This window comes from Enterobacter cloacae complex sp. IR53030, assembly GCF_049238365.1.
GTDB classification, from domain to species: domain Bacteria; phylum Pseudomonadota; class Gammaproteobacteria; order Enterobacterales; family Enterobacteriaceae; genus Enterobacter; species Enterobacter kobei.
On record NZ_JBMKHA010000014.1, the window covers coordinates 23985 to 48226 of the forward strand.

General features: G+C 60.2%; 14 protein-coding genes. 6 read left to right on the forward strand and 8 right to left on the reverse strand.

Annotated elements, in window-relative coordinates; translation table 11 throughout:
* Positions 1 to 274 precede the first annotated feature (274 nt).
* From ACOTXR_RS14980 to nudI, 5 genes are all read left to right on the forward strand, one after another.
* A complete protein-coding gene (locus tag ACOTXR_RS14980) occupies positions 275 to 10381 on the forward strand; it encodes a BapA/Bap/LapF family large adhesin (RefSeq protein WP_078309471.1) in 10107 nt (3368 codons plus the stop codon).
* 77 nt (positions 10382 to 10458) lie between these two features.
* The gene (locus ACOTXR_RS14985; protein ID WP_023331126.1) at positions 10459 to 11862 is read left to right on the forward strand and encodes a TolC family outer membrane protein; all 1404 of its coding nucleotides are present in this window, start codon (positions 10459 to 10461) and stop codon (positions 11860 to 11862) included.
* Positions 11859 to 14057: a type I secretion system permease/ATPase gene (locus ACOTXR_RS14990; protein ID WP_421767049.1), complete on the forward strand. Its 2199-nt coding sequence runs from the start codon at positions 11859 to 11861 to the stop codon at positions 14055 to 14057. Before ACOTXR_RS14985 ends, ACOTXR_RS14990 begins: the two co-directional genes overlap by 4 nt.
* A gap of 10 nt (positions 14058 to 14067) precedes the next feature.
* On the forward strand, positions 14068 to 15237 hold the full coding sequence (locus ACOTXR_RS14995) for an HlyD family type I secretion periplasmic adaptor subunit (protein ID WP_086527819.1): 1170 nt from the start codon (positions 14068 to 14070) through the stop codon (positions 15235 to 15237).
* Positions 15238 to 15516: 279 nt separating this feature from the next.
* The gene (gene nudI, locus ACOTXR_RS15000) at positions 15517 to 15942 is read left to right on the forward strand and encodes a nucleoside triphosphatase NudI (protein ID WP_045269196.1); all 426 of its coding nucleotides are present in this window, start codon (positions 15517 to 15519) and stop codon (positions 15940 to 15942) included.
* On the opposite strand, the gene ACOTXR_RS15005 is transcribed toward nudI, so the two are convergent.
* The 4 genes from ACOTXR_RS15005 to ACOTXR_RS15020 all read right to left on the reverse strand — a co-directional run bounded on the left by ACOTXR_RS15005 (position 15905) and on the right by ACOTXR_RS15020 (position 18801).
* A complete protein-coding gene (locus tag ACOTXR_RS15005) occupies positions 15905 to 16111 on the reverse strand; it encodes a helix-turn-helix domain-containing protein (RefSeq protein ID WP_226856244.1) in 207 nt (68 codons plus the stop codon). The genes nudI and ACOTXR_RS15005 overlap by 38 nt on opposite strands.
* Positions 16108 to 16626, reverse strand: coding sequence for a DUF6622 family protein (locus ACOTXR_RS15010; protein WP_045281721.1), 519 nt, complete (start codon positions 16624 to 16626; stop codon positions 16108 to 16110). The genes ACOTXR_RS15005 and ACOTXR_RS15010 overlap by 4 nt, the downstream gene beginning before the upstream one ends.
* Before the next feature lie 85 nt (positions 16627 to 16711).
* On the reverse strand, positions 16712 to 17893 hold the full coding sequence (locus ACOTXR_RS15015) for a PLP-dependent aminotransferase family protein (protein WP_032635745.1): 1182 nt from the start codon (positions 17891 to 17893) through the stop codon (positions 16712 to 16714).
* 20 nt (positions 17894 to 17913) lie between these two features.
* Positions 17914 to 18801, reverse strand: a complete 888-nt coding sequence (locus tag ACOTXR_RS15020; RefSeq protein ID WP_058690776.1) for a LysR family transcriptional regulator — start codon at positions 18799 to 18801, stop codon at positions 17914 to 17916.
* Between the two features lie 96 nt (positions 18802 to 18897).
* Between ACOTXR_RS15020 and ACOTXR_RS15025 the strand changes: the two genes are divergently transcribed.
* Positions 18898 to 19500 (forward strand): short chain dehydrogenase, encoded by a 603-nt coding sequence (locus ACOTXR_RS15025; protein ID WP_063666945.1) that lies wholly within the window; start codon positions 18898 to 18900, stop codon positions 19498 to 19500.
* On the opposite strand, the gene ACOTXR_RS15030 is transcribed toward ACOTXR_RS15025, so the two are convergent.
* From ACOTXR_RS15030 to ACOTXR_RS15045, 4 genes are all read right to left on the reverse strand, one after another.
* On the reverse strand, positions 19494 to 20228 hold the full coding sequence (locus tag ACOTXR_RS15030) for a class I SAM-dependent methyltransferase (protein WP_047028072.1): 735 nt from the start codon (positions 20226 to 20228) through the stop codon (positions 19494 to 19496). The genes ACOTXR_RS15025 and ACOTXR_RS15030 overlap by 7 nt on opposite strands.
* 126 nt (positions 20229 to 20354) lie before the next feature.
* Positions 20355 to 21734, reverse strand: coding sequence for an amidohydrolase family protein (locus tag ACOTXR_RS15035; protein WP_058690778.1), 1380 nt, complete (start codon positions 21732 to 21734; stop codon positions 20355 to 20357).
* 1 nt (position 21735) lies between these two features.
* Positions 21736 to 22692, reverse strand: a complete 957-nt coding sequence (locus ACOTXR_RS15040) for a carbamate kinase family protein (RefSeq protein WP_058690779.1) — start codon at positions 22690 to 22692, stop codon at positions 21736 to 21738.
* Positions 22689 to 24242 carry a hypothetical protein gene (locus tag ACOTXR_RS15045; RefSeq protein ID WP_014884947.1) on the reverse strand — a complete coding sequence of 518 codons (1554 nt, stop codon included), beginning with the start codon at positions 24240 to 24242 and terminating at the stop codon, positions 22689 to 22691. The genes ACOTXR_RS15040 and ACOTXR_RS15045 overlap by 4 nt, the downstream gene beginning before the upstream one ends.

Sequence of the window (24242 nt, forward strand, 5' to 3'; positions counted from 1 at the left end):
TCTGGCTATATCATTTTTATCTCCTCAAAACGAATTCCTCTATTAATTACAGGGTTTTAAAAGACGCAAAACACAAATAAAACGTATTTCTTTCATATGTAATTAGATTCGCTCTGATGTTGCCACTCTGAATTCTGGCGGGCATCGTTCGCTCTAAAAAAGACGGTGAGGACTGTTTAATTAACAGTCACTCCGCCGGGGGCGCCCTTTACCTTCTACAGAGATGGCTCGTCTTGCTCGCCGTTCACGGTAACTCTGCTGGAGTCATAACGAAATGAGCCAAATCTCTGTTATATCAAAACTTACTGGCGTGGAAACTACGACGGAAGGCACACAGGTTACGCTGAGCCATTCCTCTATCGTTGAGCTTCATGTAGAGCGAGCTGATGTCTCCCATTTCGCGCGAAGTGGTAACGATCTGGTGGTGACACTGCACTCAGGGGAAGTAATAACCCTTAAAAATTTCTACGTCACGGACGCGCAGGGCGTAAGCCAGCTGGTACTCCAGGACAGCGACGGTGCGTTATGGTGGATAGAAGATCCTGCCGGGGCCGCCACGTATGAATCTATCGCGTCGACAGACGTGCTGCTAGCGGCATCCGGAAGTGATACCGGTGGCGCGGCCATCTGGCCATGGGCGCTGGGCGGTATTGTTGCCGCAGGCGGCATCGCGGCGGCGGCAAGCTCCGGCGGTGGTGGCGGGGGGGGTGACGATGACAATAACGGTAACCCTAATCCTAATCCTGATCCCGGCACGCCAGGTGAACCTTCTACCCCGGATACAACGCCGCCGAATGCACCCTCGAGTCTTACGTTCTCGTCGGACGGGAAAACCGTCACCGGTACCGCTGAACCCGGCAGCACAATCACGCTGAAAGATGCAAACGGCAACGTTATCGGCACAGGGAAAACCGGCAGCGACGGCAACTTTACTGTTTCTCTCGGCACTCCGCTGATCAACGGTGAACATGTCACCGCAACTGCGACGGATGCGGCAGGGAATACCAGCCAGAGCGCAACGGTGACCGCGCCGGATCTCACCGCCCCCGATGCCCCAACGATTGGCAGCGTAACGGACGATGTCGGCCCTCAAACGGGGGCGCTGACTAACGGCAGCAGCACCAACGATCAGCGGCCCCAGCTCAGCGGCACCGCCGAGGCGGGCTCAACCGTGACGATCTATGACGGCGGGATCGCCATCGGCACGGCAGTCGTCTCCAGCAATGGCACCTGGACATTCACCCCGTCAGTTGATCTGAGCGAAAGTACCCACCAGATTACGGTGCGGGCAACTGACGCCGCCGGTAATACCGGCCCCGCTTCACCGGTCTTTACGCTGACCGTCGATCTCACCCCGCCGGCAACGCCGACGGCGATCGTACTGACTGACGACACGGGGACTATCAGAGGAACCATCACCTCTGGCACCGCCACCGATGCATCAAAACCGATCCTGGCGGGAACGGGCGAGCCGGGTGGAACCATTACTATTTACGATAATGGTGTGGTCGTGGGTACCACAACCGTACTGCCCAACGGCACCTGGAGCATCAGGCCAGACGGTCCGCTCCCGGACGGAGCACACTCGATAACCGTCGTGGAAACCGATGCCGCCGGAAACCAGAGTGCGGCATCAGCGCCTATCACCTTCACCGTTGACACTACCCCGCCGCTGGCCCCCGGAAACCTCGTCGTGTCAAATGATGGCGGTTCCATCAGCGGTACCGCAGAGCCGGGCAGCACGGTGACCATCCGGGATGGCAATGTCATCCTTGGCACGTCGGTGGCAGACAGTGAGGGTAACTTCACCCTGACGCTGACCCCGCCTAAGCTCAACGGCGAAACGCTGACCGCAAACGCCACCGATGCCGCAGGCAATACAGGCCCCGCAACCGCCGCCGCGGCACCGGATACGACCCCACCGCAGACCCCGGTTATCGTGTCGGTGATTGATGACGTGCAGGCCACAACCGGCCCCGTGGGCCAGAATGGGCTGACCAATGACCGGGCCCCGACCCTGAACGGCACGGGCGAACCCGGTTCGACCATCACGATATCCAACGGCAGTGATATCCTCGGCACGGTGAACGTCCCCTCATCCGGCCTGTGGAGCTTTACACCGCCTGTACCACTGTCTAACGGTAACTATGTGCTGACGGCGACAGCAACAGATGCTGCCGGTAACCCGAGCGGCCAATCGAACGCGTGGACGATTACCGTTGACGGCACAGCACCAGATGCCCCGGTGATTACGCAGGTCGTGGACGATGCTCCCGGGGGAACGCTTGGCTCGCTCAACCTGAATGACACCACCAACGACGCCACCCCGACGCTGAGCGGCACCGCCGAGGCAAACGCCACGGTCACCATTCGTGCTGACGGGGTGGTGATAGGTACCACCGTCGCTGATGGCCTCGGTGCATGGAGCTTTACCCCTTCCACACCACTGGGAGAGGGTCCGCATACCCTGACGGCAGTTGCAACCGATGCGGCAGGCAATACAAGCGGCGTGTCCAACAGTTGGGGGCTGATAATTGACAGCGTGGCGCCCGCTACGCCGGTCATTACTCAGGTGGTGGATGATGCCCCCGAGGGCCTCGGTGCGCTTAGCCCCAACGGCAGTACCAACGACACCACGCCAACGCTCAACGGCACGGCTGAACCGGGCTCAACGGTCACCATCCGCCTGGATGGCGCCGATCTTGTCACGGTCCCGGTCGGAAGCAACGGCACGTGGACCTATACCCTCACCGCGCCGCTTGGCGAAGGGCCTCATTCTTTTACCGTTGTCGCCACCGATGCGGCAGGTAACACCAGCCTGCCGTCAACCGGCTTCAACGTTATCGTCGATACCACACCGCCTGTGGCCGCGACTATCGCCAGCGTGACGGATGATGTCGGCGGCGTTCAGGGACCGCTCAGCAGCGGCGATACCACCGATGACACCCAGCCGCTGCTGCAGGGTACTGCACCGCCTGACGCGGTCGTCACCGTCTATGACGGCACAACGCTGCTCGGCACCGCCACCCTTGACGGAAGCGGCGGCTGGAGCTTTACGCCTGTTACCCCGCTCACCGACGGCCCGCATTCGCTGACGGTGCATACCACGGATGCCGCAGGCAATACTACTGTCTCCAGCCCGTTTGTGCTGACGGTGGATACCGTGGCGCCTGCCACGCCGGATATCCCGGCAATTACCGTCAATCCTGACGGAACAGAAACGCCGCTGAACCCGGGAGAAACCACCCGCGACACCACGCCGACCCTGAGCGGCACCGGCAATCCGGGCGATACGGTGACGATCTACGACGGTGGCGTCAAACTTGATGATGTCGTGGTGGACGGTACCGGGAACTGGACCTGGACGCCTGCCACACCGCTGCCTAACGGCACCTATGACATTACCCTGACCGTGACCAACATGGACGGCACGGGTAACGAAAGCGCGCCGTCACAGCCGGTAACCATCACCATTGACACTGACCCGCCAGTGACACCTGCGGCACCGGTTATTACCGACAGCGTCAGTCAGGTCACCGGCCCCGTTCCCGATGGTGGAACCACCAACGATCCGCGTCCGGTCCTGAGCGGCACCGGAACGGCGAACGACGTTATCAACATCACCGACACCGTCAATGGCATACCGACCGTTGTTGGCACCGTCACGGTAGACAGCACCGGCAACTGGAGCTGGCGTCCTGACAGCAATATTGGCGAGGGCAGCCACGTCTATACCGCCACCGCTACCGATGAAGCGGGCAACGTCTCTGCCGCGTCACCGGCGATCACCATCACCGTGGATACCGTGGCACCGGATACGCCGGTAATTAGCGCCGTTGGCGGCGAGCCGAGCGGTGGCTTCATCACAGACGCCACGCCGACAGTTGGCGGTACGGGTGTTAACGGTGAGACGGTGATCGTCTACAACAACGGCGTCGAAGTGGGACGCGTCGTCGTGGCTAATGGAGAATGGAATCTTGACCTGCCAGCACAAACGGACGGCCCGCTGAATATCACCGTTGCGGGCGTCGACGCGGCAGGTAACGTCAGCGCGCCCAGCCCGGTATTTACCGTGACACTCGATACCGTTGCGCCTGCGATCCCGCAAATCAATGCCGTCTCAGATAGCCAGCTCACCAACAATGTGCTCTATACCCGCGACGGTGTACCAACGCTCACCGGAACCGGTGAACCGGGATCGACCGTTATCGTCTCGGTGGATGGCACGCCATCCGCCGTACCGGTAACGGTTCAGCCGAACGGCTCCTGGACCTGGACAGCCGACAGTACGCTGGCGGATGGACAACATACCTTTACCGTATCGGCCAGCGATCCAGCCGGTAACACCTCAGCCAGCTCTGCGCCGCTTAACGTCACGGTTGATACTCTCGACCCAACCGCCCCTGACAATCTGAACCTGGCTGCAGAAGGGACGCCACTGACCGGTACCGCCGAAGCGGGAAGCATCATTACCGTGATGAACGGTAGCACCGTCATTGGGACTGGTGTTGTCGACAGCACCGGCAACTTCTCCATCGCGGTCAGCCCGGCACCGCAGGATGGCGCAACGCTAACCGTGAGCGCCACCGATGCTTCGGGGCGCACCAGCCCTGATGCGACTTACAACGTCATCGGTACGTTGCCTAATCTTCCTGATATTCCCGTCATTACGGCAATCAACGATGACGCAGCGCCGCTCACGGGCGATGTAAAAGGCAAAACCACCAATGACATCACGCCTACGCTGACCGGTACGGCCGAAGCGGGCAGCCTGGTAACCATCTATCAGGACGGTGGCCTGACGCCGGTGGCGACAGTGACGGCCGACGGCAGCGGCAACTGGAGCTATACACCGGCCGCGCTTGGCGAAGGTCTGCACTCCTTTGAGGTAACCGCGACACTCAACGGTGCGACCAGCGGCCGCTCTCCTGCCGCCAGCGTCACCGTTGACCTCACCGCACCAGGCACACCGACCATCGGCGCGGTGATTGACGACGTGGGTCCAGGCACCGGTCCGTTAACCAACGGCCAGACTACCAACGACAACCAGCCGACGCTGACCGGCACCGGCGCGGTGGGGGATACCATCTCCGTCTACAACAACGGGACGTTGCTGGGCAGCGTGGTGGTCGGCAATACCGGCACCTGGAGCTTCACGCCACCTTCTTCGCTGGCGGAGGGCACTCACGTTCTCACCATCCGCGAGACCGATCCGGCGGGGAATCAGAGCGCGCCTTCTGCGGGCTTCACCGTTGTAGTGGATACCGTTTCCACCACGCCGGTCATCACTAACGTAACGGATGATGTGGGCAATTCCGCCACAACCGTGGTCAGCGGCACACCAACCAACGACGCCACGCCAACCCTTTCAGGAACGGCGGAAGCCAACAGCGTGGTGACGATATTCGACGGCGGCACGCAGATTGGCGTGGTTACGGCGGACGGCACCGGCGCATGGACGTTTACCCCGGACACCGCACTCGCCGAAGGCTCGCATAGCTTCACCGCTCAGGCGACAGACCCGCAGGGTAACGTCAGCGCAGTCTCAGGCGCCTGGAGCGTGGTGGTTGACCTGACAGCACCGACGGTGCCAACGCTGGATACGGTGAATGACAACGTCCCTGGCGGCATCACGGGCAACCTCACCAGCGGGCAGGTAACCAACGACAGCACACCAACGATCGGCGGTACCGGACAGGCGGGCAGCACCATCCACATCATGAACAACGGTACGCAGATCGGTACTGCAATCGTCGACGGAAGCGGAAACTGGTCCTTCACCCCGACCACGCCGCTGGTCGACGGCAGCTACGCCCTGCGCGTGTACGCAACGGATGTCGCGGGCAACGCCTCGGCTAACTCCTCCGTCTTCACCTTTACCGTCGATACCGCAGGTCCGGTCGTGCCAGTAGTGACCAGCGTGATCGACGATATCGCACCAGTCACCGGGACGCTTACGTCAGGCAACACCACCAATGACGCGCGTCCGACCTTCAACGGCACGGGTGACGTGGGTTCTACAGTGCATGTGATCGTTGATGGTAACGAAATTGGCACCGCCGTCGTGAATGCCCAGGGTAACTGGACCTTCACCCCGGGGAGTGACCTGAGCGACGGGCCGCATGCCATCACATTCAATGCCACCGACGCGGCAGGCAACACCGGCAGTACGACAGCGCCGTTTAACCTGACGGTAGATACTGGCGTGCCGTCTGCGCCGGTTATCTCAACCGCAGCAGACAACGTGGGCAGCGTTCAAACCCCACTCTCCTCCGGGCAGAGTACCGACGACACCACGCCGACGCTGAACGGCACCGCGACGGCCAACGCCACGGTCACCGTGTATGAAAACGGGCAGCCGATCGGCACCGCGCAAGCGGACGGTACCGGCGCATGGAGCTTTACCCCATCAACGCCGCTGTCCAGCGGCAGCCATACCTGGACCGCCACCGTCACCGATGCTGCGGGGAACGTCAGCCCGGCTTCGCCAGGCTTTACCCTGGTTGTCGATACCACGGCACCGAACGCGCCGGTTATCAGCCAGGCGATAGACGACGTAGGCAGCATCACCGGCCCGATCACGTCCGGGCAGACCACGGACGACACCGTACCGCGCCTTGTCGGAACCAGTGAACCGTTTGCCACGGTGAATATCTATGAGGGAACCACGCTGGTCGGGACAGGGACTGCTGACGGCACCGGGAGCTGGAGTATCGTGCTCAATACCACGCTGGCAACGGGCGCACACAGCTTCACCGCCCAGGCGACGGACGCGGCAGGCAACACCAGCGTGTCGTCGGCAAGCTTCAGTCTGACGATAGACACCACGCCGCCTGCGCTGCCAGTGCTCACCAGCATTCTGGATGACGTTGGCAATGCGCCAACGCCCGTTGCTAACGGCGGGCTGACCAACGATGCACAGCCAACCCTCAGCGGGACGGCGGAAGCCGGATCGACGGTGAAAATCTTTGATAACGGCGTGCAGATTGGCAGCGTGACGGCCACCGGCGGGGCATGGAGCTTTACCCCTTCCCCGGCGCTGGGCAACGGTTCGCACAATTTAACCTTTACCGCCACCGATGCGGCGGGCAACGCCAGCGCGCCAACCGCCGGGTATGTGATTAACGTTGATACCCTTGCCCCGTCAGCGCCCGTCATCAGCTCGGTAGTTGATGATGTGGGCAGCGTCACCGGACCGATAACCGGCCCGACCAACGACACGCGCCCTACGCTGAACGGAACCGCCGAAGCCAATGCGACGGTACGGATCTACGATGGCATCACGCTGGTGGGTACCGTCACCGCGGATGCCAGCGGCAACTGGACCCTGCCACAAACCACCACCACGTTGACGCAAGGCACGCATAACTTCACGGCCACAGCCACCGATGCGGCGGGCAACACCAGCGTGGCGTCCACCGTGACGACGATTACCGTCGATCTTACTGCCCCAACGGCCCCTACCGGGACCTTCAACGCCGACGGTAGCGTGCTGACCGGGAATGCGGAAGCCGGCAGCACCGTCAGTATCCGCCTTGCGGACGGCTCAACGGTAACCGCCATTGCGGGCAGTAACGGCACCTACAGCTATACCTTTACGAATAAACAGACCGAAGGCCAGACGCTGCAGATCACCGCCACCGACGCGGCGGGCAACACCTCGCTGCCCGGCTCGGCGCTCGCGCCGGTGGTGCCGCTCTCCGCCAGCAATAACGTCGAAGAGTTGGATCTCAGTACCACGGCCACCGTCACCAACAGCCAGTACAGCGACTACGGCTTCCTGCTGGTCGGCGCCGTGGGCAACGTCCTGACGCTGCTCGGGAACGACACCGCGCAGGTGAACTTCACGGTGGGCAACGGCGGGAGCGCGGATATCGTGGTGAACGCCAACGCCACGGGGGCTGTGCTCTCTCTGCTTAACACCCTTGAGCTGGTGGTGCAGCACTACGTCAACGGCGCCTGGACCACCGTGGTGGACACCGGACAGCCGCAGTTTGCTGACCTGCTGACCCTCGGTGCCACCGGCGTATCGCTGAACCTGACCGGGCTGGCTGACGGCAACTACCGTGTGCTCAGCTATAACACCAACCTGCTGGCGACCGGCTCCTACACCAGCCTCGACGTGGCGGTGAAAGAGACCGGTCCGGGCACGGTCACGGGCGATACCAGCCTCAACGGGAACGTGATTCTGGATACAGACCCGACCGCTGGCAGCGACAATGCCCCGGCCGGAACCACGATCTCCGCCGTGACCAACGCGCAGGGTGTCACCACCAGCGTCAATGCAGACGGCACGGTGATCCAGGGTCAATACGGTACGCTGACCATTAACCGCGACGGCAGCTACACCTACACCCTGACCGACACCAGCGCGGCGGTCATTGGCCGGACAGAGAGCTTCACCTACACCATCACCCATAACGGCGTCAGCGCGTCAGCGAACCTGGTGCTGTCTCTGGGAGCCGGAACGGTCAACGGAATTGTGGCGGCGGACGATACCGCCTCGCTGACCTTTGACACCACCGTGAGTGAAATCAATAACGGCACCTCGTCTCAGGGCGGCTTTACCCTGGTGGGTATCAATCTCGGCAACACGCTCGGGCTTAACCTGCTGGACGATATGACCAACCCCATTATCTATAACGTGGAGGAAGGCACCACCCGCACCATGACCATCCAGGCCTCCGTTGGCGGCGTGGCGCTGGCGTCGGTGTTTGATTTGTACGTCTATAAATTTAACAACGCCACCCAGACTTTCGAGCAGGTACGCGTCGAGTCGGGCTGGCTGCGTGCCCCGCTGCTGGGCGGCACGTCATCTCAGCTAACGCTGCAATTGCCTGCCGGGGAGTACCTGTTCCTGCTGAATACCGCGTCCGGGATCACCGCCCTGACGGCCTACACGCTGAGCGTTCTGCAGGATCATGTCTACAGCGTATCGAGTATCAGCGAGACGACCACGGGCGACGTGCTGGCGAATGACCCGGTTCCAGCAGGCACGCTGGTTACCGAAGTGAACGGCGTGGCGGTCAACGGCACTGGCACCACCACCATTCAGGGGGAATACGGCACGCTGACCATTAATTCATCCGGTCAGTACACCTATACCCTGAGGAGTGGTGTAGGTGTGGACCATATCAGCACGCCGGATACCTTCATCTATACCGTCACCGCGCCAGACGGCACGAAAGACACGGCATCGCTCAACATCACTCCAACCGCCCAGCCGATGAATGCGGTGAACGATGTTAGCGCCGTGATGGATGTAACGTCAGTACACCATACGTCAGCGTACTCCGATACCACCGTGGGTACGGCAAGCTGGACGACGGCCTTGCTCTCGTCAACCCAGGGTAGCGGCAGCGGAACTTTTGTGGTGGATCCAAACACCGCGCTGCATAACGCCTCGCTGCACTTTAACGTGGCCTCGCTGCTGTCGCTGGGCGGACTGACGGTGAACTGGACAATCAGCGACGGCTCGGGCGTGATCCGCAGCGGCTCCTTCGGCGGCATTTCGTTACTGAACGGCAGTATTGACGTTCCGCTGACCGGGCTGGATCTCAACGCCGGGACCTACACGCTGAGCTATACCGGTAGCGTACCGGGGCTGAGCGTCGGGAACATTACCATTACCCCAAGCGTCAACGGCACCACTTACTCGCTGACTGATTTTGACGCCACGGGCACTCACACCGTCAACGGCAATATCTTTGACGGCACCGACTCGGGCGGCGTGCTGGATCAGCTCCACTCGGTGGATACACGCGTCAGTATTACCGGCTACAACGGCGTGACCACCACGCTGGATCCGTACACCGGCAGCGCAACCGTCAATATCACCGGCCATTACGGCACCCTGGCGATTGCCGCTGACGGGCATTACACCTATACCCTCAACAGCGGGGTATCGCTCTCATCCATGACCTCGAAGGAGACCTTCAACTACACCCTGACCGATGCCACCGGTAAGACGGACAGCGCCTCGCTGACCATCAACATGGCGCCGCAGTTCATCAGCTCTGAACACAACGACGTCATTACCGGCACCGCCTACGGCGACACGCTGATTTACCAGGTGCTGAACAATACGGTAGGGAATGCCACGGGGGGGAACGTCAGCAGCACCGCGGGCGACCACTGGACCGGCTTCTCGCTGGCGCAGGGGGATAAAATCGACATTAGCGACCTGCTGGTGGGCTGGAACGGTAGCGCCTCCACGCTCGGGAACTACCTCCATGTCACTAATAGTAATGGTAATACCGTGATCTCCATCGACCGTGACGGTGCAGGGAGCACCTACACTAATACCACGCTCGTGACGCTTGATGGCGTTCAAACCACCTACGACGAGCTCGTTAACCAGCAACACATCATTACCACATAACAGCTGTAGTACTAACCCGGGCGCACAGCGCCCGGGGATTAATAATAAAGCTGCACTTATTTTATTAGGGACATGACATGGGAATGAAGATGCCTTACTGGTGGCTCTCGTGCTGCCTGATATCTGTGCCCGCTCTGTGCGCGAATCCGGCGGCGACCATCAATACCGGACAACTGCGCGAAACGCAGGAACTCCCCTCACTGAATGGCCGTGTCGCCCCTGCGGCTGGCAACGCCGCGCCCGGCTCATTACAGCTTGGCGAGGCCGTCAACCGTGCCGTTACCTGGCATCCGGCGATCGGTGAAGCCGTTGGCAAACTCTACGAACAGAGCGAAGAAGTCGACGTCGCCAAATCGAAATACTATCCGCAAATTAACGCGGGCATGGACAACGGGTACTCCCACGACGGCGATCAGAACGGCTTTACGCCGTCGCTGGTGCTCTCTCTTTCACAAATGCTCTACGACTTCGGTAAAGTGGCCAGCCAGGTACGAGCCGAAAATGCCGGGGTTGCCCAGCAGCAGGCCAACGTGCTGGTGAGCATCGACACCATTGCCCATGATACCGCCGTCGCCATGGTGCAGGTGCAAACCTGGCAGCAGATGGTCGACACCGCCAAAGAGCAGCTCGATGCCCTCTCCTCAATAGGCACACTGACCCGTCAGCGTAACGACGAAGGGGCGACCTCGCTTTCTGACGTGGTGCAGACCGACGCACGTATTGAAGGCGCGCGCGCGCAGCTGATGCAGTATCAGGCCAGCCTCGACAGCGCCCGTGCCACGCTGATGAGCTTTCTCGGCTGGAACAGCCTGAACGCGATCAGCAATGATTTTCCGCAAAAGCTGGCCCGCAGCTGTGACATCGCCGAGCCGGACGATCGTCTGGTTCCGTCGGTCCTTGCCGCCTGGGCCCAGGCCAACGTCGCCCAGGCGAACCTCGACTACGCCGACGCGCAGATGACGCCAACCGTCTCGCTGGAGCCGGAGGTCCGTCACTATCTGAACGATCGCTACGCGGGCAGCGAAACGCGGGATCGCACGCAATATTCCGCCTGGGTGAAGGTGCAGATGCCCCTCTATCAGGGCGGCGGCCTCACCGCCCGGCGTAACGCTGCCGGACACGCGGTGGAAGCGGCGCAGTCGACCATTCAGCGTACCCGTCTTGATGTCCGCCAGAAACTGCTGGAGGCCCGCAGCCAGGTGATGAGCCTGCAAAGCACGCTGCAAATTCAGGGCCGCCAGGAGGCGCTCAGCGCCCGTACCCGCGAGCTTTACCAGCAGCAGTATCTCGATCTCGGCTCGCGCCCGCTGCTTGACGTGCTCAACGCCGAGCAGGAGGTCTATCAGGCACGCTTCACCCAGCAACAGACCCTCGGTCAGTTGCACCAGTTACAGCTCAACTGCCTCTATAACACCGGACAATTGCGTCATGCGTTCGATCTTGATAACCGCACCATCCAGACCGTGGAGATCCAGCCATGAAGCAACGCGAAATCCCGCAAGAAGAAACAATGACGGATGAGGCGCTGGCGCAGTGGGCGCAGGCGTTTGGCTTTGTTGCCACGCGCTACCGCGTCGCCTGCTCGCCCGGTGCGCTGATTGCAGGCGCTCCCTGGCTGAAAGGCAAACCGATGGTACCTGCCCTGACGCAGCTTGCCCGGGAAGCCGGGCTGACGTTCCAGCTGCTCACGGCCGATCGGCAGTCGATCAACAGCTGGCGCCTGCCGGTGGTGGTGGCGCTGAACGACGGAAAAATTGGCGTGGTCGACAGCTTCGACGGGGAAGACACGCTGGACGTCAGCTTTTTCGACGACAAGATGCATACCAACCGTCTGTCGATGAGCGCGCTGCTGCCCACCATCCGCCACGTTATTGCCCTGCGCCCGCTGGCCGCGCTGAAGGACAGCCGCGTGGATGCCTACATCTCGAAATACCGCCCGGACTGGCTCTACCGGCTGGTGATGCGCGATCTGCGCCCGTACAGCTGGGTGATGCTGGCAGCCTTGTTCATCAACCTGCTCTCCCTCTCCGGCATTGTCTTTTCCATGCAGGTGTATGACCGGGTGATCCCTGCCCAGTCCTACCCGACGCTTTACGTCCTGACCATCGGCGTGCTGATCGCCACCCTGTTTGGTTTTGTGCTGCGCGTGGCGCGCGGACACATTATGGATCTGCTGGGCAAACGCTCGGATCTGCGGGTCTCAGACCGCGTGTTCGGCCACGCCCTGCGGCTGCGCCACAGCGCCATTCCGCGCTCCACCGGCAGCTTTATCTCCCAGCTGCGCGAGCTGGAGCAGATCCGCGAGATGGTGACCTCTTCCACCATCTCGACCATTGTCGACCTGCCCTTTTTCTTCCTGTTTGTGGTGGTACTGGCGATCATCGCGCCGCAGCTGGCGTGGATCGCCCCGGTCGCGGCGGTGATCATGGTCCTGCCCGGCCTGCTGCTGCAGAAGAAGCTGGCGGAACTGGCGAAGCAGTCGGCGCATGAATCAACCCTGCGCAACGCGGTGCTGGTGGAGAGCGTGCAGGGGCTGGAGGACATCAAGCTGATGCAGGCGGAGAACCGCTTTTTGCAGCAGTGGAACAGCTATATCCAGATCACCGCCGAATCCGGCCTGCGCACCCGCGAACTGACGCAGAACCTGATCAGCTGGGGGATGACCATCCAGAGCCTGGTCTACGCCGCGGTGATTGTGGTCGGCGCGCCAATGGTGATCGACGGCACCCTGACCACCGGTTCGGTGGTTGCCGCGTCGATGCTGGCCTCCCGGATGATCGCGCCGATGGCGACGCTGTGCGGCGTGCTGGCCCGCTGGCAGCAGGTGAAGGCCGCCAAAGAGGGGCTGGACAGCATTATGCAGTTGCCGACCGAGAACCAGCGCGAAGAGACGCCGATCCGCCAGGACGTCCTGCGCGGACACTATCTTTTCGAGCAGGCGCAGTTCCGCTATCAACCGGACGATCCGCGCATGGCGCTACGCATTAACCGTCTGGAGATCAAGCCGGGCGAGAAAGTGGCGATCCTCGGACGTAACGGCGCGGGCAAGTCGACACTGCTACAGGCCATGGCGGGCGGAATGGATCTGGCGGCGGGCGAATTGCGGCTTGATAACCTCAGCCTGCCACATCTCGACGTGGCGGACGTGCGGCGCAACGTCGGCTTTATGACCCAGAACGCGCGGCTGTTTTACGGCACCCTGCGCGAGAACATCACCCTTGGCATGCCACGCGCCACCGACGAAGAAATTTTCGAGGCGCTGGAGTTAACCGGCGCAGCGGGCTTTGTGCAGAAACTGCCCAAAGGGCTGGACTACCCGATCATGGAAAACGGCGTGGGGCTTTCCGGCGGGCAGCGGCAGTCCATTCTGCTGGCGAGGATGCTGCTGCGCGATCCGAATATCGTGCTGATGGATGAACCGACCGCGTCGCTGGATGAGCACACTGAACGGGAGTTTATCCAGCGTCTGGGCGACTGGCTCGGCAACCGTACCTTGATTGTCGCCACCCACCGCGTGCCGGTGCTGGAGCTGGTGGAGCGCGTGGTCGTACTGAAAGAAGGGATGCTGGTGATGGACGCGCCAAAAGCGCAGGCGCTTAACAACAGCCGCATTCAGCAACAGCAGCAGCAGGCAGCAACCGGACGGGAGTGGAAAAATGAAAATCAGTTAGCGTGACGTTGCCGCAATGGACGATCTGGATAACGCGCTTGAATCCGAAAGTGGCTACACCGGCGCACGTCGAATCGTCATCTTCTCGTTGCTGATGTTTGTGGCCCTGGGCGTCTGGGCATGGTTTGGCGTGCTGGATGAGGTCTCAACCGGCTCGGGGAAAGTCATCCCCAGCTCGCGCGAACAGGTATTACAGTCGCTCGACGGCGGGATCCTCACCGAGCTGAACGTTCATGAGGGCGATCAGGTGCAGGCAGGACAGGTGCTGGCGCGACTTGATCCGACGCGTTCCGAATCGAACGTCGGTGAAAGTGCAGCGCGCTACCGCGCGTCACTGGCCTCCAGCGCACGTCTGAATGCCGAGGTGAACGATCTCCCGCTAACGTTCCCGCCTTCGCTGGCAAAATGGCCGGATCTGATTGCCGCCGAAACGCGACTCTACAACTCCCGCCGTGCGCAGCTGGATGATACCCAACGGGAGCTGCGCGCCGCGTTAGATCTCGCCAATAAAGAGCTGGCGATCACCCAAAGGCTGGTTAAAACCGGGGCCGCCAGCCATGTGGAGGTGCTGCGCCTGCAGCGACAGAAAAGTGACCTGGAGCTGAAGCTCACCGACGTGCGCTCGCAGTATTACGTTCAGGCGCGCGAGGCGTTATCCAAGGCTAACGCGGAAGTGGATATGGTTTCCGCGGTCCTTAAAGGCCGCCAGGATTCCGTCACCCGCCTGACGGTAAAATCCCCGGTGCGCGGGATTGTGAAAAACATCAAAGTCACCACCATCGGCGGCGTGATCCCGCCTAACGGCGAGCTGATGGAGATTGTGCCGGTGGACGATCACCTGCTGATTGAAACCCGCCTCTCGCCGCGCGATATCGCCTTTATCCACCCGAACCAGGAGGCGCTGGTCAAAATCACCGCCTACGATTACGCCATCTACGGCGGTCTGCATGGGGTGGTAGAGACCATTTCACCGGACACCATCCAGGACGAAGCCAAGCCGGAAGTGTTCTATTACAGGGTGTTTATCCGCACCAGCCAGGATTACCTGGTCAATAAAGCGGGCAGGCACTTCTCGATTGTACCGGGCATGATTGCGACAGTGGACATCAAGACCGGCGAGAAAACGGTGCTGGATTATCTGATTAAGCCGTTTAACCGGGCGAAAGAGGCGCTGCGGGAGCGGTAGTCAATCGCCTTACCAGTCCTACACACTAAAGCTAAGGGGAATGCGGTTTTCTCCCTCTCCCTGTGGGAGAGGGTTGGGGTGAGGGCGTCAGACCACAACACAGAAAAAATTCACCGCCGATAGGGCGTTAAAACGGGCGAAAGCATTCGATATCAGCGCTGAATTCTGGCTGAATCTGCAACAAAATGTGGAAAACCGAGGGATGAGAATCCCCCCCTAACATAACCTCCCCCGCCTTATCTGCTAAAGTAGCCCAAATTCATTTTTCAGGAAGAAATCATGCGCCAACGAACCATTGTCTGCCCCATCATCCAGAACGACGGTGCCTATCTGCTGTGTAAAATGGCCGACGATCGCGGCGTGTTTCCCGGTCAATGGGCCCTCTCCGGCGGCGGAATGGAACCGGGCGAAACCATGGAACAGGCGTTGCGCCGTGAGATCCGCGAAGAGCTGGGCGAAGCGCTGGAGATCGTCTCGGTCACGCCATGGGCTTTTCGCGATGACATCAGGGTAAAAACCTACGCCGATGGCACCACCGAGGAGATTTATATGATCTATCTGATCTTCGACTGCATGAGCGCCAACCGGGACGTCACGTTTAATGAGGAGTTTCAGGAGATCGCCTGGGTTAATCCGGAATCGTTAAAAGATCTGGATCTCAACGAAGCTACCCGCATGACCTTCGCGCAAAAGGGTCTTCTTTAATCGCCCACTGCCCCGGCGTTTTACCGGTCCATGTTCTGAAAACCTCAATGAATGCGCTGACGCTGCTGTAGCCGCAGGACAGCGCAATCCACCCTACCGGCTTCCCCGCCGCCAGCCACTCCATTGCCCGCATGACGCGAGTCAGCTGCCGCCAGTTAACGAAGTTCATTCCGCCCGGTGAAGTGCGGTACGATTATACACCCCAACATACCGCGCAAATTTCCCAATAAATACGCCGGCAAACACGCCCCCGGAGACGATCGCCAGCGCGCTCATGGCGGGTTGTTGCATCGTCTGAGGCGAAACCGCGCTCATCACCCCCAGCACATACTTCACGCCAAACGCCAGCATCATAAACGGCAGCGCGGTGTAGTCTGCCTGGCGGTAAAGCGTACGCGGCGCATCTGCCCGGGTGATAACCGCCCGCTTAATCAGGAGATACCCCAGCGCGGCACCGGCGAAGATCCCCCCCGTCCACAATGCGACAGTCGCAGGCGTCAACGTGCGATAGAGCACCAGATCGTAAATATCCCACACCAGAAAGATCGCCGGGATAATGGCAAGCCTCTCCAGCGTAACGGTGGCGGGCCTGCGGGCTTTGATACCACGGGAGATGAGGAAGATAAACAACACCCACACCCAGGCGGGCGTGTGCGTAACAACACCGATCAGAAATTCAAACATGGAACTCACCATGAACGATCGCGGCCCGTGCCGCCCTGAACGCGTATTGCGCATAACGGCAGGAATGCCATTATGCGCAGGTCTTTTAAAGCGATTTCTTCAGGCGCTGCACCGCCTCTTTCAGCTGCTCATCTGTTGGTGTCACAAACGACATGCGCAGCGTGGTCTGGTCCGGTTCATTGCAGTAGAAAAACTCGCCCGGGACAAATACCACGCCGTTGCTTAACGTCTTTTCCAGCCAGCGGGTGGTGTTCATACCGTTGTTCATTTTCGCCCACAGGAACATGCCGCCTTTAGGCTTGTGGAACGACATCACATCACCCAGCTCCGCTTCCAGTTCGGTGGCGAAGGTCTGGTATTTCTGGCGATAAGCTTCGCGGATCATCTTAATCTGCCCGGCCAGGCGACCGGTTTTCAGGTACTCATACGTCATTAACTGCGACAGCGTGCTGGTGTGCAGGTCGGTGGTTTGCTTAAGGTTCACCACTGCACGCTTCAGCCACTCCGGCACCAGCACCCAGCCTACGCGGGTGCCCGGCGCGAGTATTTTAGAGAAGGTTGAGGTGTAGACCACGTTCTCTTCGTTACCGATGTCTTTGGCATGGGCAATTAACGGGCGGAAGACCTCATCGGTGTAGTTAATTTCGCTGTACGGGTCGTCTTCAATAATGACGAAATCATAGCGTTTCGATAATTCCACCAGATGTTTACGACGCGCTTCAGAGAGCGTCACGCCGCCCGGGTTACCAAAGGTCGGGACGATATAAACCGCTTTGATGGTTTTCTTTGCCACCAGCGCCTCAAGTTCGTCGACCTTCATGCCGTCGCCGTCGGTGCCGACGGACTCAAAATTCGCCTGCGCCAGACCGAAAACCTGCAGCGCGGCAAGATAGGTTGGACGCTCGACGACGACGGTATCGCCTGGGTTGATTAATGCACGCGCCAGCACGTCGAGAGACTGCTGCGAACCGGACGTCACCACCACGTCATCGGCTTTACAGGCAATGCCGCGTCCTTCACAGATGCGTTGGATCTCTTCCCGCAGTCCTGGAAAACCTTCGGTCAGACCATACTGAAACGCCTCGCCAAAATGTTGCGATAAGACGGCATCCGCGGCTATTTTAAGCCCTTCGTGATCGAACAAATCGGGGTTCGGAATCCCTCCGCCCAGCGAAATCACGCCAGCCATTTTGCTATGTTTTAATAATTCACGGATGGCAGATGATTGCAGGCCCTGCGCGCTGCTGGCGAGTTTGTTTGCAGACATTCTTTGATTACCTTCTTTTTTTATATTGTGCCCAATCTTAGCAGAATATGAGCGATAAATTCCGTTAGCTTCGGAAGAGGACGTAAATCCTGGCGCCACAATAAATGCACCGGCCTCGGCGCGGGGGTGAACGGCTCCAGTACCCGAATCAACCTGCCGCTTGCCAGCTCTTCCGCCACCAGCACTTCCGGTTGTAGCAACAGCCCCGCCCCTGCGCATGCCGCCATACGCAGGCCATAGCCGTCGTTACATCTTAAGATGGCATCACGCTTCCAGCGTACTTCCCCTTCCACGCCCGGTAGCCGCCACTCGTTACGCGCGGTCCATACCGTGTGCGAAAGACACAGATGATCCACCAGATCGGCAGGCGTTTGCGGCGTACCGTGTCGCGCTAAATAGTCCGGTGCGGCGCAGATCACCATGTTGTAGGGGCACAAATATTTCGCCACCAGATCGTCATTGCGAATATCACCAATGCGAATGGCCAAATCGACCCCCTCCTCCACCAGATCGACCATTCGGTTAGTCAGATCCAGTTCGATGCGCACCTGCGGGTAACGTTGTAAAAAGGTGGCGGTGAGCGGGGCGATCACGCAGCCGCCAAACGACGTAGGCGCCGTGACGCGCAGGGTTCCGGCCGGTGTGGCACGCAGGCGTTCAACCGCGTTTTCGGCGATTGAGACCTGCTCCAGCACCCGTCTGGCTTCTTCAAAATAGACGCGGCCCGCATCCGTCAGGCTCTGACGACGCGTGTTACGCTCAAGCAGGCGGGTGCCAAGCTGGGACTCCAGCAACGCAATATACTTTCCCACCATGACCGCCGACATCTCAAGGCGGGAGGCCGCGCCGGTAAAGCTGCCGCTTTCTACCACCGCGATAAACGTCTCCATGCCGCGAAGCTTATCCATATTCCGAACCTCTGGTTAGCAATCTTCTAACTTTAGCCCAGTTTATCTGACTTTTTATTTATTAAAGAATGAAGGCTCACACATAAGGAGTCTGCTATGAAAATCGTGATTATTGGTGCCAGTGGTACGGTCGGTCAGGCAGTAACAGAAGCGCTAAGCCGCCGTCATGAGGTGATCCGCGTAGGTCGCACGCGGGGCGACTATCAGGTGGATATCACCTCGCAGGAGAGCGTGCAGGCGCTGTTCGAGAAAATTGGCCGGGTGGATGCCATTGTCTCCGCCAGCGGTGGCCTCTACTTTGGCCCGCTTGCGACCATGAAAGACAGCGACTTTAATCAGGGCCTGCAGGATAAACTTCTGGGGCAGGTGCGCCTTGCGCTAACCGGCCAACACTATCTGAACGAAGGGGGCTCTATCACCCTGATTAGCGGCATTGTGGCGCACGAGCCGATTGCCCAGGGAGTAAACGCCACCACCGTGAATGCCGCACTGGAAGGGTTTGTTCGCGCCGCAGCCTGTGAGCTGCCGCGCGGGATCCGCATTAACCTGATTAGCCCGACGGTCCTGACGGAATCCGCTGAAGCGTACGACGGTTTCTTCCCCGGCTTTGAGAGCGTCCCCGCTGCAACCGTGGCGCAGGCCTATCGCCGCAGCGTGGAAGGGGTACAGAGCGGTCGGGTGTATAAGGTTGGTTACTGAGCCTTACGGGCGGCGATCAGCACCAGCATCGGGCGCTCTGCCTCTTCGGCCAGCGCGGGCCAGGCCGCAATTTGCCCCTGCGTTGGCCCCCATTCGTTGACTTCGCTTATCGTTAATCCGGCCTTGATCAGCGCGTTGAGCGTGGTGCCCAGCGTACGGTGATACTTGATGACCCCGTCCGCCAGCCAGTTGCTGACGCGCTGGCTCTCGTCCTGATAATGATTCACGCCCCAGAACCGCTCGCCGTTGTCGTCGGTCAGCCAGCCCTGGCGGGTGGCGCAGGTGTAAATGGGGTGCTCCATCGAGAAGACCAGGCTGCCACCGGGTTTAAGCGCGCGCTGAACGTTGGCGAATAACGTATCCAGTTCCGGCAGGTAGTGCAGTGCCAGCGAGCTGTAGACCAGGTCGAGGCTGTTATCTTTGAGCGCCAGCGACTCCAGATCGCTACGCTGATAATGAATCTGTGGGTCAGCGGTAAGCTCCGCAGCCCGGGCGAGCATCTTTTCTGAGATATCAACACCCGTGATGTCAGATGCACCCAGTTCGCGCGCAGCGCGGCAAAACCAGCCGTAGCCGCAGCCGAGATCGATAACCGATTTGCCGGTTAAATCGGGCAGCATGCTTTTTAGCGCCGGCCACTCTGGCGCACCGTCCAGCCCCTGCACCGAGCGCGGAAGCTGGGCGTAGCCTTCGAAAAACGCCGGGTTGTCGTAGATATTTTGTGCCATGGCAGATCCCTCTTTAAGAATGTGACTCCCAGTATAAAACATTGCCGGGTGGCGCTGCGCTTACCCGGCCTATGATTTGAGGGTTTCAGTAGGCCGGGTAAGGCGAAGCCGTCACCCGGCTCGCCTCTAGCCCACAGTACCCCAGACCAGATTTCCCTTATGGAACGTCGCGGTACGCGGTGAAATCCGCGCCACGGCTTCGGCGGAGCACGAGGCATCCACCAGCACAAAGCTGGCATCGTCCTGCGCTTTCGGCCACACCCGTTCGCCTTTGTCGTTCAGCGGCAGAACGTCACCGGTCGCGATACCGAGCGCCCGGGAGAGCGTCTGCTCGTTCGGGCGAATGTACAGCTGCGCGTAAAGATTGGCTTTTTCCAGCATATCTCCCAGGCCGTACGGCGACCAGTGGTCGATCACGCTGTCGGTGCCGGTCATGACAAACACGCCCTTATCACGCAGCTGTTTCAGCGGCATATGGAGGGTACCAATCGGCACGGTAGAGGCGATGGTCACCTGCTGCGCCGCCATACGAGTCGCAATCGCATCCACCTCCTGCTCGTTAAGCGTCGCCAGCGCGAAGGCGTGGCTGATAGTCAGCTTGCCCTTCAGCTCCGGCGTTTTCTCCACCGTTTCCACCATGTAATTCACCGCCGCCACGCCCGCCGGGCTGGTTTCATGCAGGTGAATATCCACCCCTTTGTCGTAATCCAGCGCTATCTGGAACATCAGATCGAGAGATTTCTCCATCGCGCCGTCGACGTTCGTCGGGTCCAGCCCGCCCACGTAGTGCGCACCGGCCTGCATCGCGTCGCGCATCAGTTTTTCAGAATGGGAAAGCAGCAGTCCGTGCTGTGGAAACGCGACAATTTCACAGTCAAAGCCAGGCTGGCGGCGCGATAACACCGCCTGCAGATTTTCCAGGTTTTTCAGGCCGGAAACCGGCTCAATGTTGCAGTGGCTGCGGGCGATGGTGGAACCTTTCGACTGGATCAGGTCGATAAGTGCCTCCGCGCGTTCCTGGGTGTAGGGCTGCAGCTCCGGCAGCAGCTTCTGCTCAAGGCGGATCATGTCCTGAATCGTGGTCCCCGCCGGGCGGTTCAGGGAGCGCCACGGACCGCCGTAGAAGGTTTTATCCAGATGGATGTGCATGTCGCGCATCGCCGGGAGCATCAGTTTTTTACCCGCGTCATAGTGAGGCAGAGACGCGTCGGCGTGGCTAATGTTATCGCGCAGGGCGACGATCTTGCCGTCTTTAATCTCCAGCGTTTTCAGCTCGGTGCGGGTGCTCGTCGCCACGCTGCCGTCGAAAGTAAACCCGGCTTCGAGCAGCACGTTGTCCAGATAGTAATGCTTCGCGGTGATGTTCATCGGTTTACCGGTCTCGCAGGCGGGCGCAGCGGTATCCGCAGCATACGCGACGGAGCCGGTGGCACCAAACAGCGCGCAGGCGGTGACCATTTTGCCGCTCTGTCTGATAAATTCGCGGCGGCTTTTATTATCATTCATCTTATTTTCCTTCATTCACAATATGGGTACCGGTTTCCCCGCGCAGTGCCGCGGGCAGACAGTCCGGGGAGGTGATAATCACTCGCCTACCGCCGTGGTGTAAAAATTCCAGCGAGGCCACGATTTTGGGCAACATGCTCCCTGCCGGGAAATGGCCTTCCTCCATGTAGCGCGTCATCTGCGCCACGTTGACGGTATCCAGCGCCTGCTGGTTCGGCTTGCCGAAGTGAATGCACACCTTCTCCACGCCGGTGGTGATGACCAGCACGTCGGCGCGGATCTCCCGTGCCAGCAGCGCGGTGGAGAGATCTTTATCTATTACCGCGTCGACGCTGCGGTAGTCGCCCTGCTCCGAGCGCACGACGGGAATGCCTCCACCGCCCGCGCCGATCACCACAAAACCTTTTTGCGTCAGCGCCTTGATGGCATCTGCCTCTACGATGCGCAGCGGCTGCGGCGAGGCCACGACGCGGCGATAGCCGCGGCCTGAATCCTCGACAAAATGCCAGTCCGGGTGCGCCTGCTTCAGATCATTGCGCTGCGCCTCGCTGAAGAAAGCGCCAATCGGTTTCGTCGGGTGCGTAAAGCCGGGATCGTCTTTATCCACTTCGACCTGGGTGACGACCGTGACCGCTTTTTGCTCCCCGCGCCCCGCCAGGCGGTTATTGAGTGCCTGCTGGATCAGGTAGCCGATTCCGCCCTGGGTATCCGCGACGCAGTTTGCCAGCGGCGTCAGAGGGAGCCCTTCCCGTTCGTGAGCGATTTCGGCCCGGCGCAGATCCAGCCCCACCTGGGGACCGTTGCCGTGGGTGAGTACGATGTCATAGTCGGAGGCCAGCATCTCGAGCACGGACTCTGCCACCGCTTTGACCGCCTGCGCCTGATGCTCAACCGACTGGCTGGCGTTGTCTTTGATAATGCTGTTGCCGCCGATGGCGACGACCATAAGCTCTTTCATACGTTTTCCTTCGCAACGGTACCAGTCGCAGCGCTCGCCGCTTCGCGGCTATCCAGCACATGCTTCACCACAAACATGCCGCCCATCATCAGGTAGGCCGTAACGAACATCAGCGAACTGCCTTCGGCAAAGCCCACCACCGGGGCGTGGATCACCCCAAACAGTGCCAGCAGCGCCCCACCCGCGGCCGCAACGGCCCCGCGCAGCGGCTTGTTGATGATGGCGAAGATAGCGATACAGCCCCACAGCATGCTGGCAAGCGGCGCGCCGTTGCCGAGATGCATCAGCCCTTCGTAGTAAATCCCTTTGCTGTGCAGCACGTCGGTGCCGATTTTCGCTGCGCTGGTCCCTGCCGCATTCATCACGCTGTTCATCATGGTGAGCGCCCAGTTGGCGATCCACGGGAACAGGCAGATGAAAATGACGGGCACCTCCACTTTCGGCGTTTCCCGCACCACCTGGTTAGCGGTAACGACGCCGATAAACACCAGAATGGGCACGATGGCAGTCATCGGAATGATGGCGAGCATAAATGCCCCCAGCCCGAACAGCGGCACGATGAACATGGTCACCCCGGAAGCCAGCGTGTAGCCAATGCTGGCCCCCATCGCTTTCCAGCCCGGGTGGCCGACGTAGACCGTGACCGGGAACGGGTTACCCATCAGGCAGCCCAGCATCGACGCCAGACCGTTCGCCAGCATCACCTTACGGGTCGGGTACTCATCCCCCGCCGCGTGGGCGCTTTCGATGTTCTCCAGGTCAAAGATATAATTCGCCAGCCCCAGCGGCACGGCGGATGCCAGATACGGTAGCGCGTGCGGCAGCCCCTGCATAAAGCTGTCGACGTGCACTTCCGGCGGGTTAAAGCCGAAGGATGACATAGACGCCTTAATGGCTTCCGGGCTTTGCAGCCCCGAGATCCACGCTAATGCCGTACCGGCAATCAGCAACAGCAGACCGGTCGGGATTTTGGCGAAAATCGGCTTTTTGCCGAACCAGTTGATAAAAATCAGCAGCAGTACGATGAATGACACGGTCGGCGCTTCAAACGCCTGGAGCATCGGGTTCATCGCCAGCAGCAGCAGGCCTAAACCGGAGAGACACGACAGCAGTACGGTGCGCGGGATCATCTTGCGGATGGTCTCCCCGAGGAACGAACCGCCCGCGAGGATCATTGCTTCCACAAAGCACCACACCAGACCGATCTGAATCGCGAAATCCGCATCCCCGGTCTGCTGGTAGACGGGCATGAGGACCAGGAAGGTCACGGTAAAAATCGACGGCGCGCTCGGGCCGGACGGCAGCGCCGTCACGTCCGTGCGCCCGGTGGCACGGGCCATCTGCAGGCCAAACCAGGCATAACAGATGCTCGCCACCAGCACCGCCAGCCCGAAGGCTGGCGCGATGCGTCCATAAACAATCTCCTTCGGGATGCCGACGACAAAAATGAGCAGCCCCATCATGGTCAGCAAATTGGTCAGGTTGTTGGTCATCAACCCGAAATAAGCCGCCCAGTCACCTCTTTTCCACTCCAGTTTCATGTTTTTCAT

What these genes read in the sequence shown, in the direction of transcription:
- ACOTXR_RS14980 (WP_078309471.1), top strand. Translation starts at nt 275, where the DNA reads ATGAGCCAAATCTCTGTTATATCAAAACTTACTGGCGTGGAAACTACG.
- nudI (WP_045269196.1), top strand. Translation starts at nt 15,517, where the DNA reads ATGCGCCAACGAACCATTGTCTGCCCCATCATCCAGAACGACGGTGCC.
- ACOTXR_RS15035 (WP_058690778.1), bottom strand. Translation starts at nt 21,734, where the DNA reads ATGAATGATAATAAAAGCCGCCGCGAATTTATCAGACAGAGCGGCAAA.
- ACOTXR_RS15030 (WP_047028072.1), bottom strand. Translation starts at nt 20,228, where the DNA reads ATGGCACAAAATATCTACGACAACCCGGCGTTTTTCGAAGGCTACGCC.
- ACOTXR_RS14985 (WP_023331126.1), top strand. Translation starts at nt 10,459, where the DNA reads ATGGGAATGAAGATGCCTTACTGGTGGCTCTCGTGCTGCCTGATATCT.
- ACOTXR_RS15005 (WP_226856244.1), bottom strand. Translation starts at nt 16,111, where the DNA reads ATGAACTTCGTTAACTGGCGGCAGCTGACTCGCGTCATGCGGGCAATG.
- ACOTXR_RS14995 (WP_086527819.1), top strand. Translation starts at nt 14,068, where the DNA reads ATGGACGATCTGGATAACGCGCTTGAATCCGAAAGTGGCTACACCGGC.
- ACOTXR_RS15040 (WP_058690779.1), bottom strand. Translation starts at nt 22,692, where the DNA reads ATGAAAGAGCTTATGGTCGTCGCCATCGGCGGCAACAGCATTATCAAA.
- ACOTXR_RS15020 (WP_058690776.1), bottom strand. Translation starts at nt 18,801, where the DNA reads ATGGATAAGCTTCGCGGCATGGAGACGTTTATCGCGGTGGTAGAAAGC.
- ACOTXR_RS14990 (WP_421767049.1), top strand. Translation starts at nt 11,859, where the DNA reads ATGAAGCAACGCGAAATCCCGCAAGAAGAAACAATGACGGATGAGGCG.
- ACOTXR_RS15025 (WP_063666945.1), top strand. Translation starts at nt 18,898, where the DNA reads ATGAAAATCGTGATTATTGGTGCCAGTGGTACGGTCGGTCAGGCAGTA.
- ACOTXR_RS15045 (WP_014884947.1), bottom strand. Translation starts at nt 24,242, where the DNA reads ATGAAAAACATGAAACTGGAGTGGAAAAGAGGTGACTGGGCGGCTTAT.
- ACOTXR_RS15015 (WP_032635745.1), bottom strand. Translation starts at nt 17,893, where the DNA reads ATGTCTGCAAACAAACTCGCCAGCAGCGCGCAGGGCCTGCAATCATCT.
- ACOTXR_RS15010 (WP_045281721.1), bottom strand. Translation starts at nt 16,626, where the DNA reads ATGTTTGAATTTCTGATCGGTGTTGTTACGCACACGCCCGCCTGGGTG.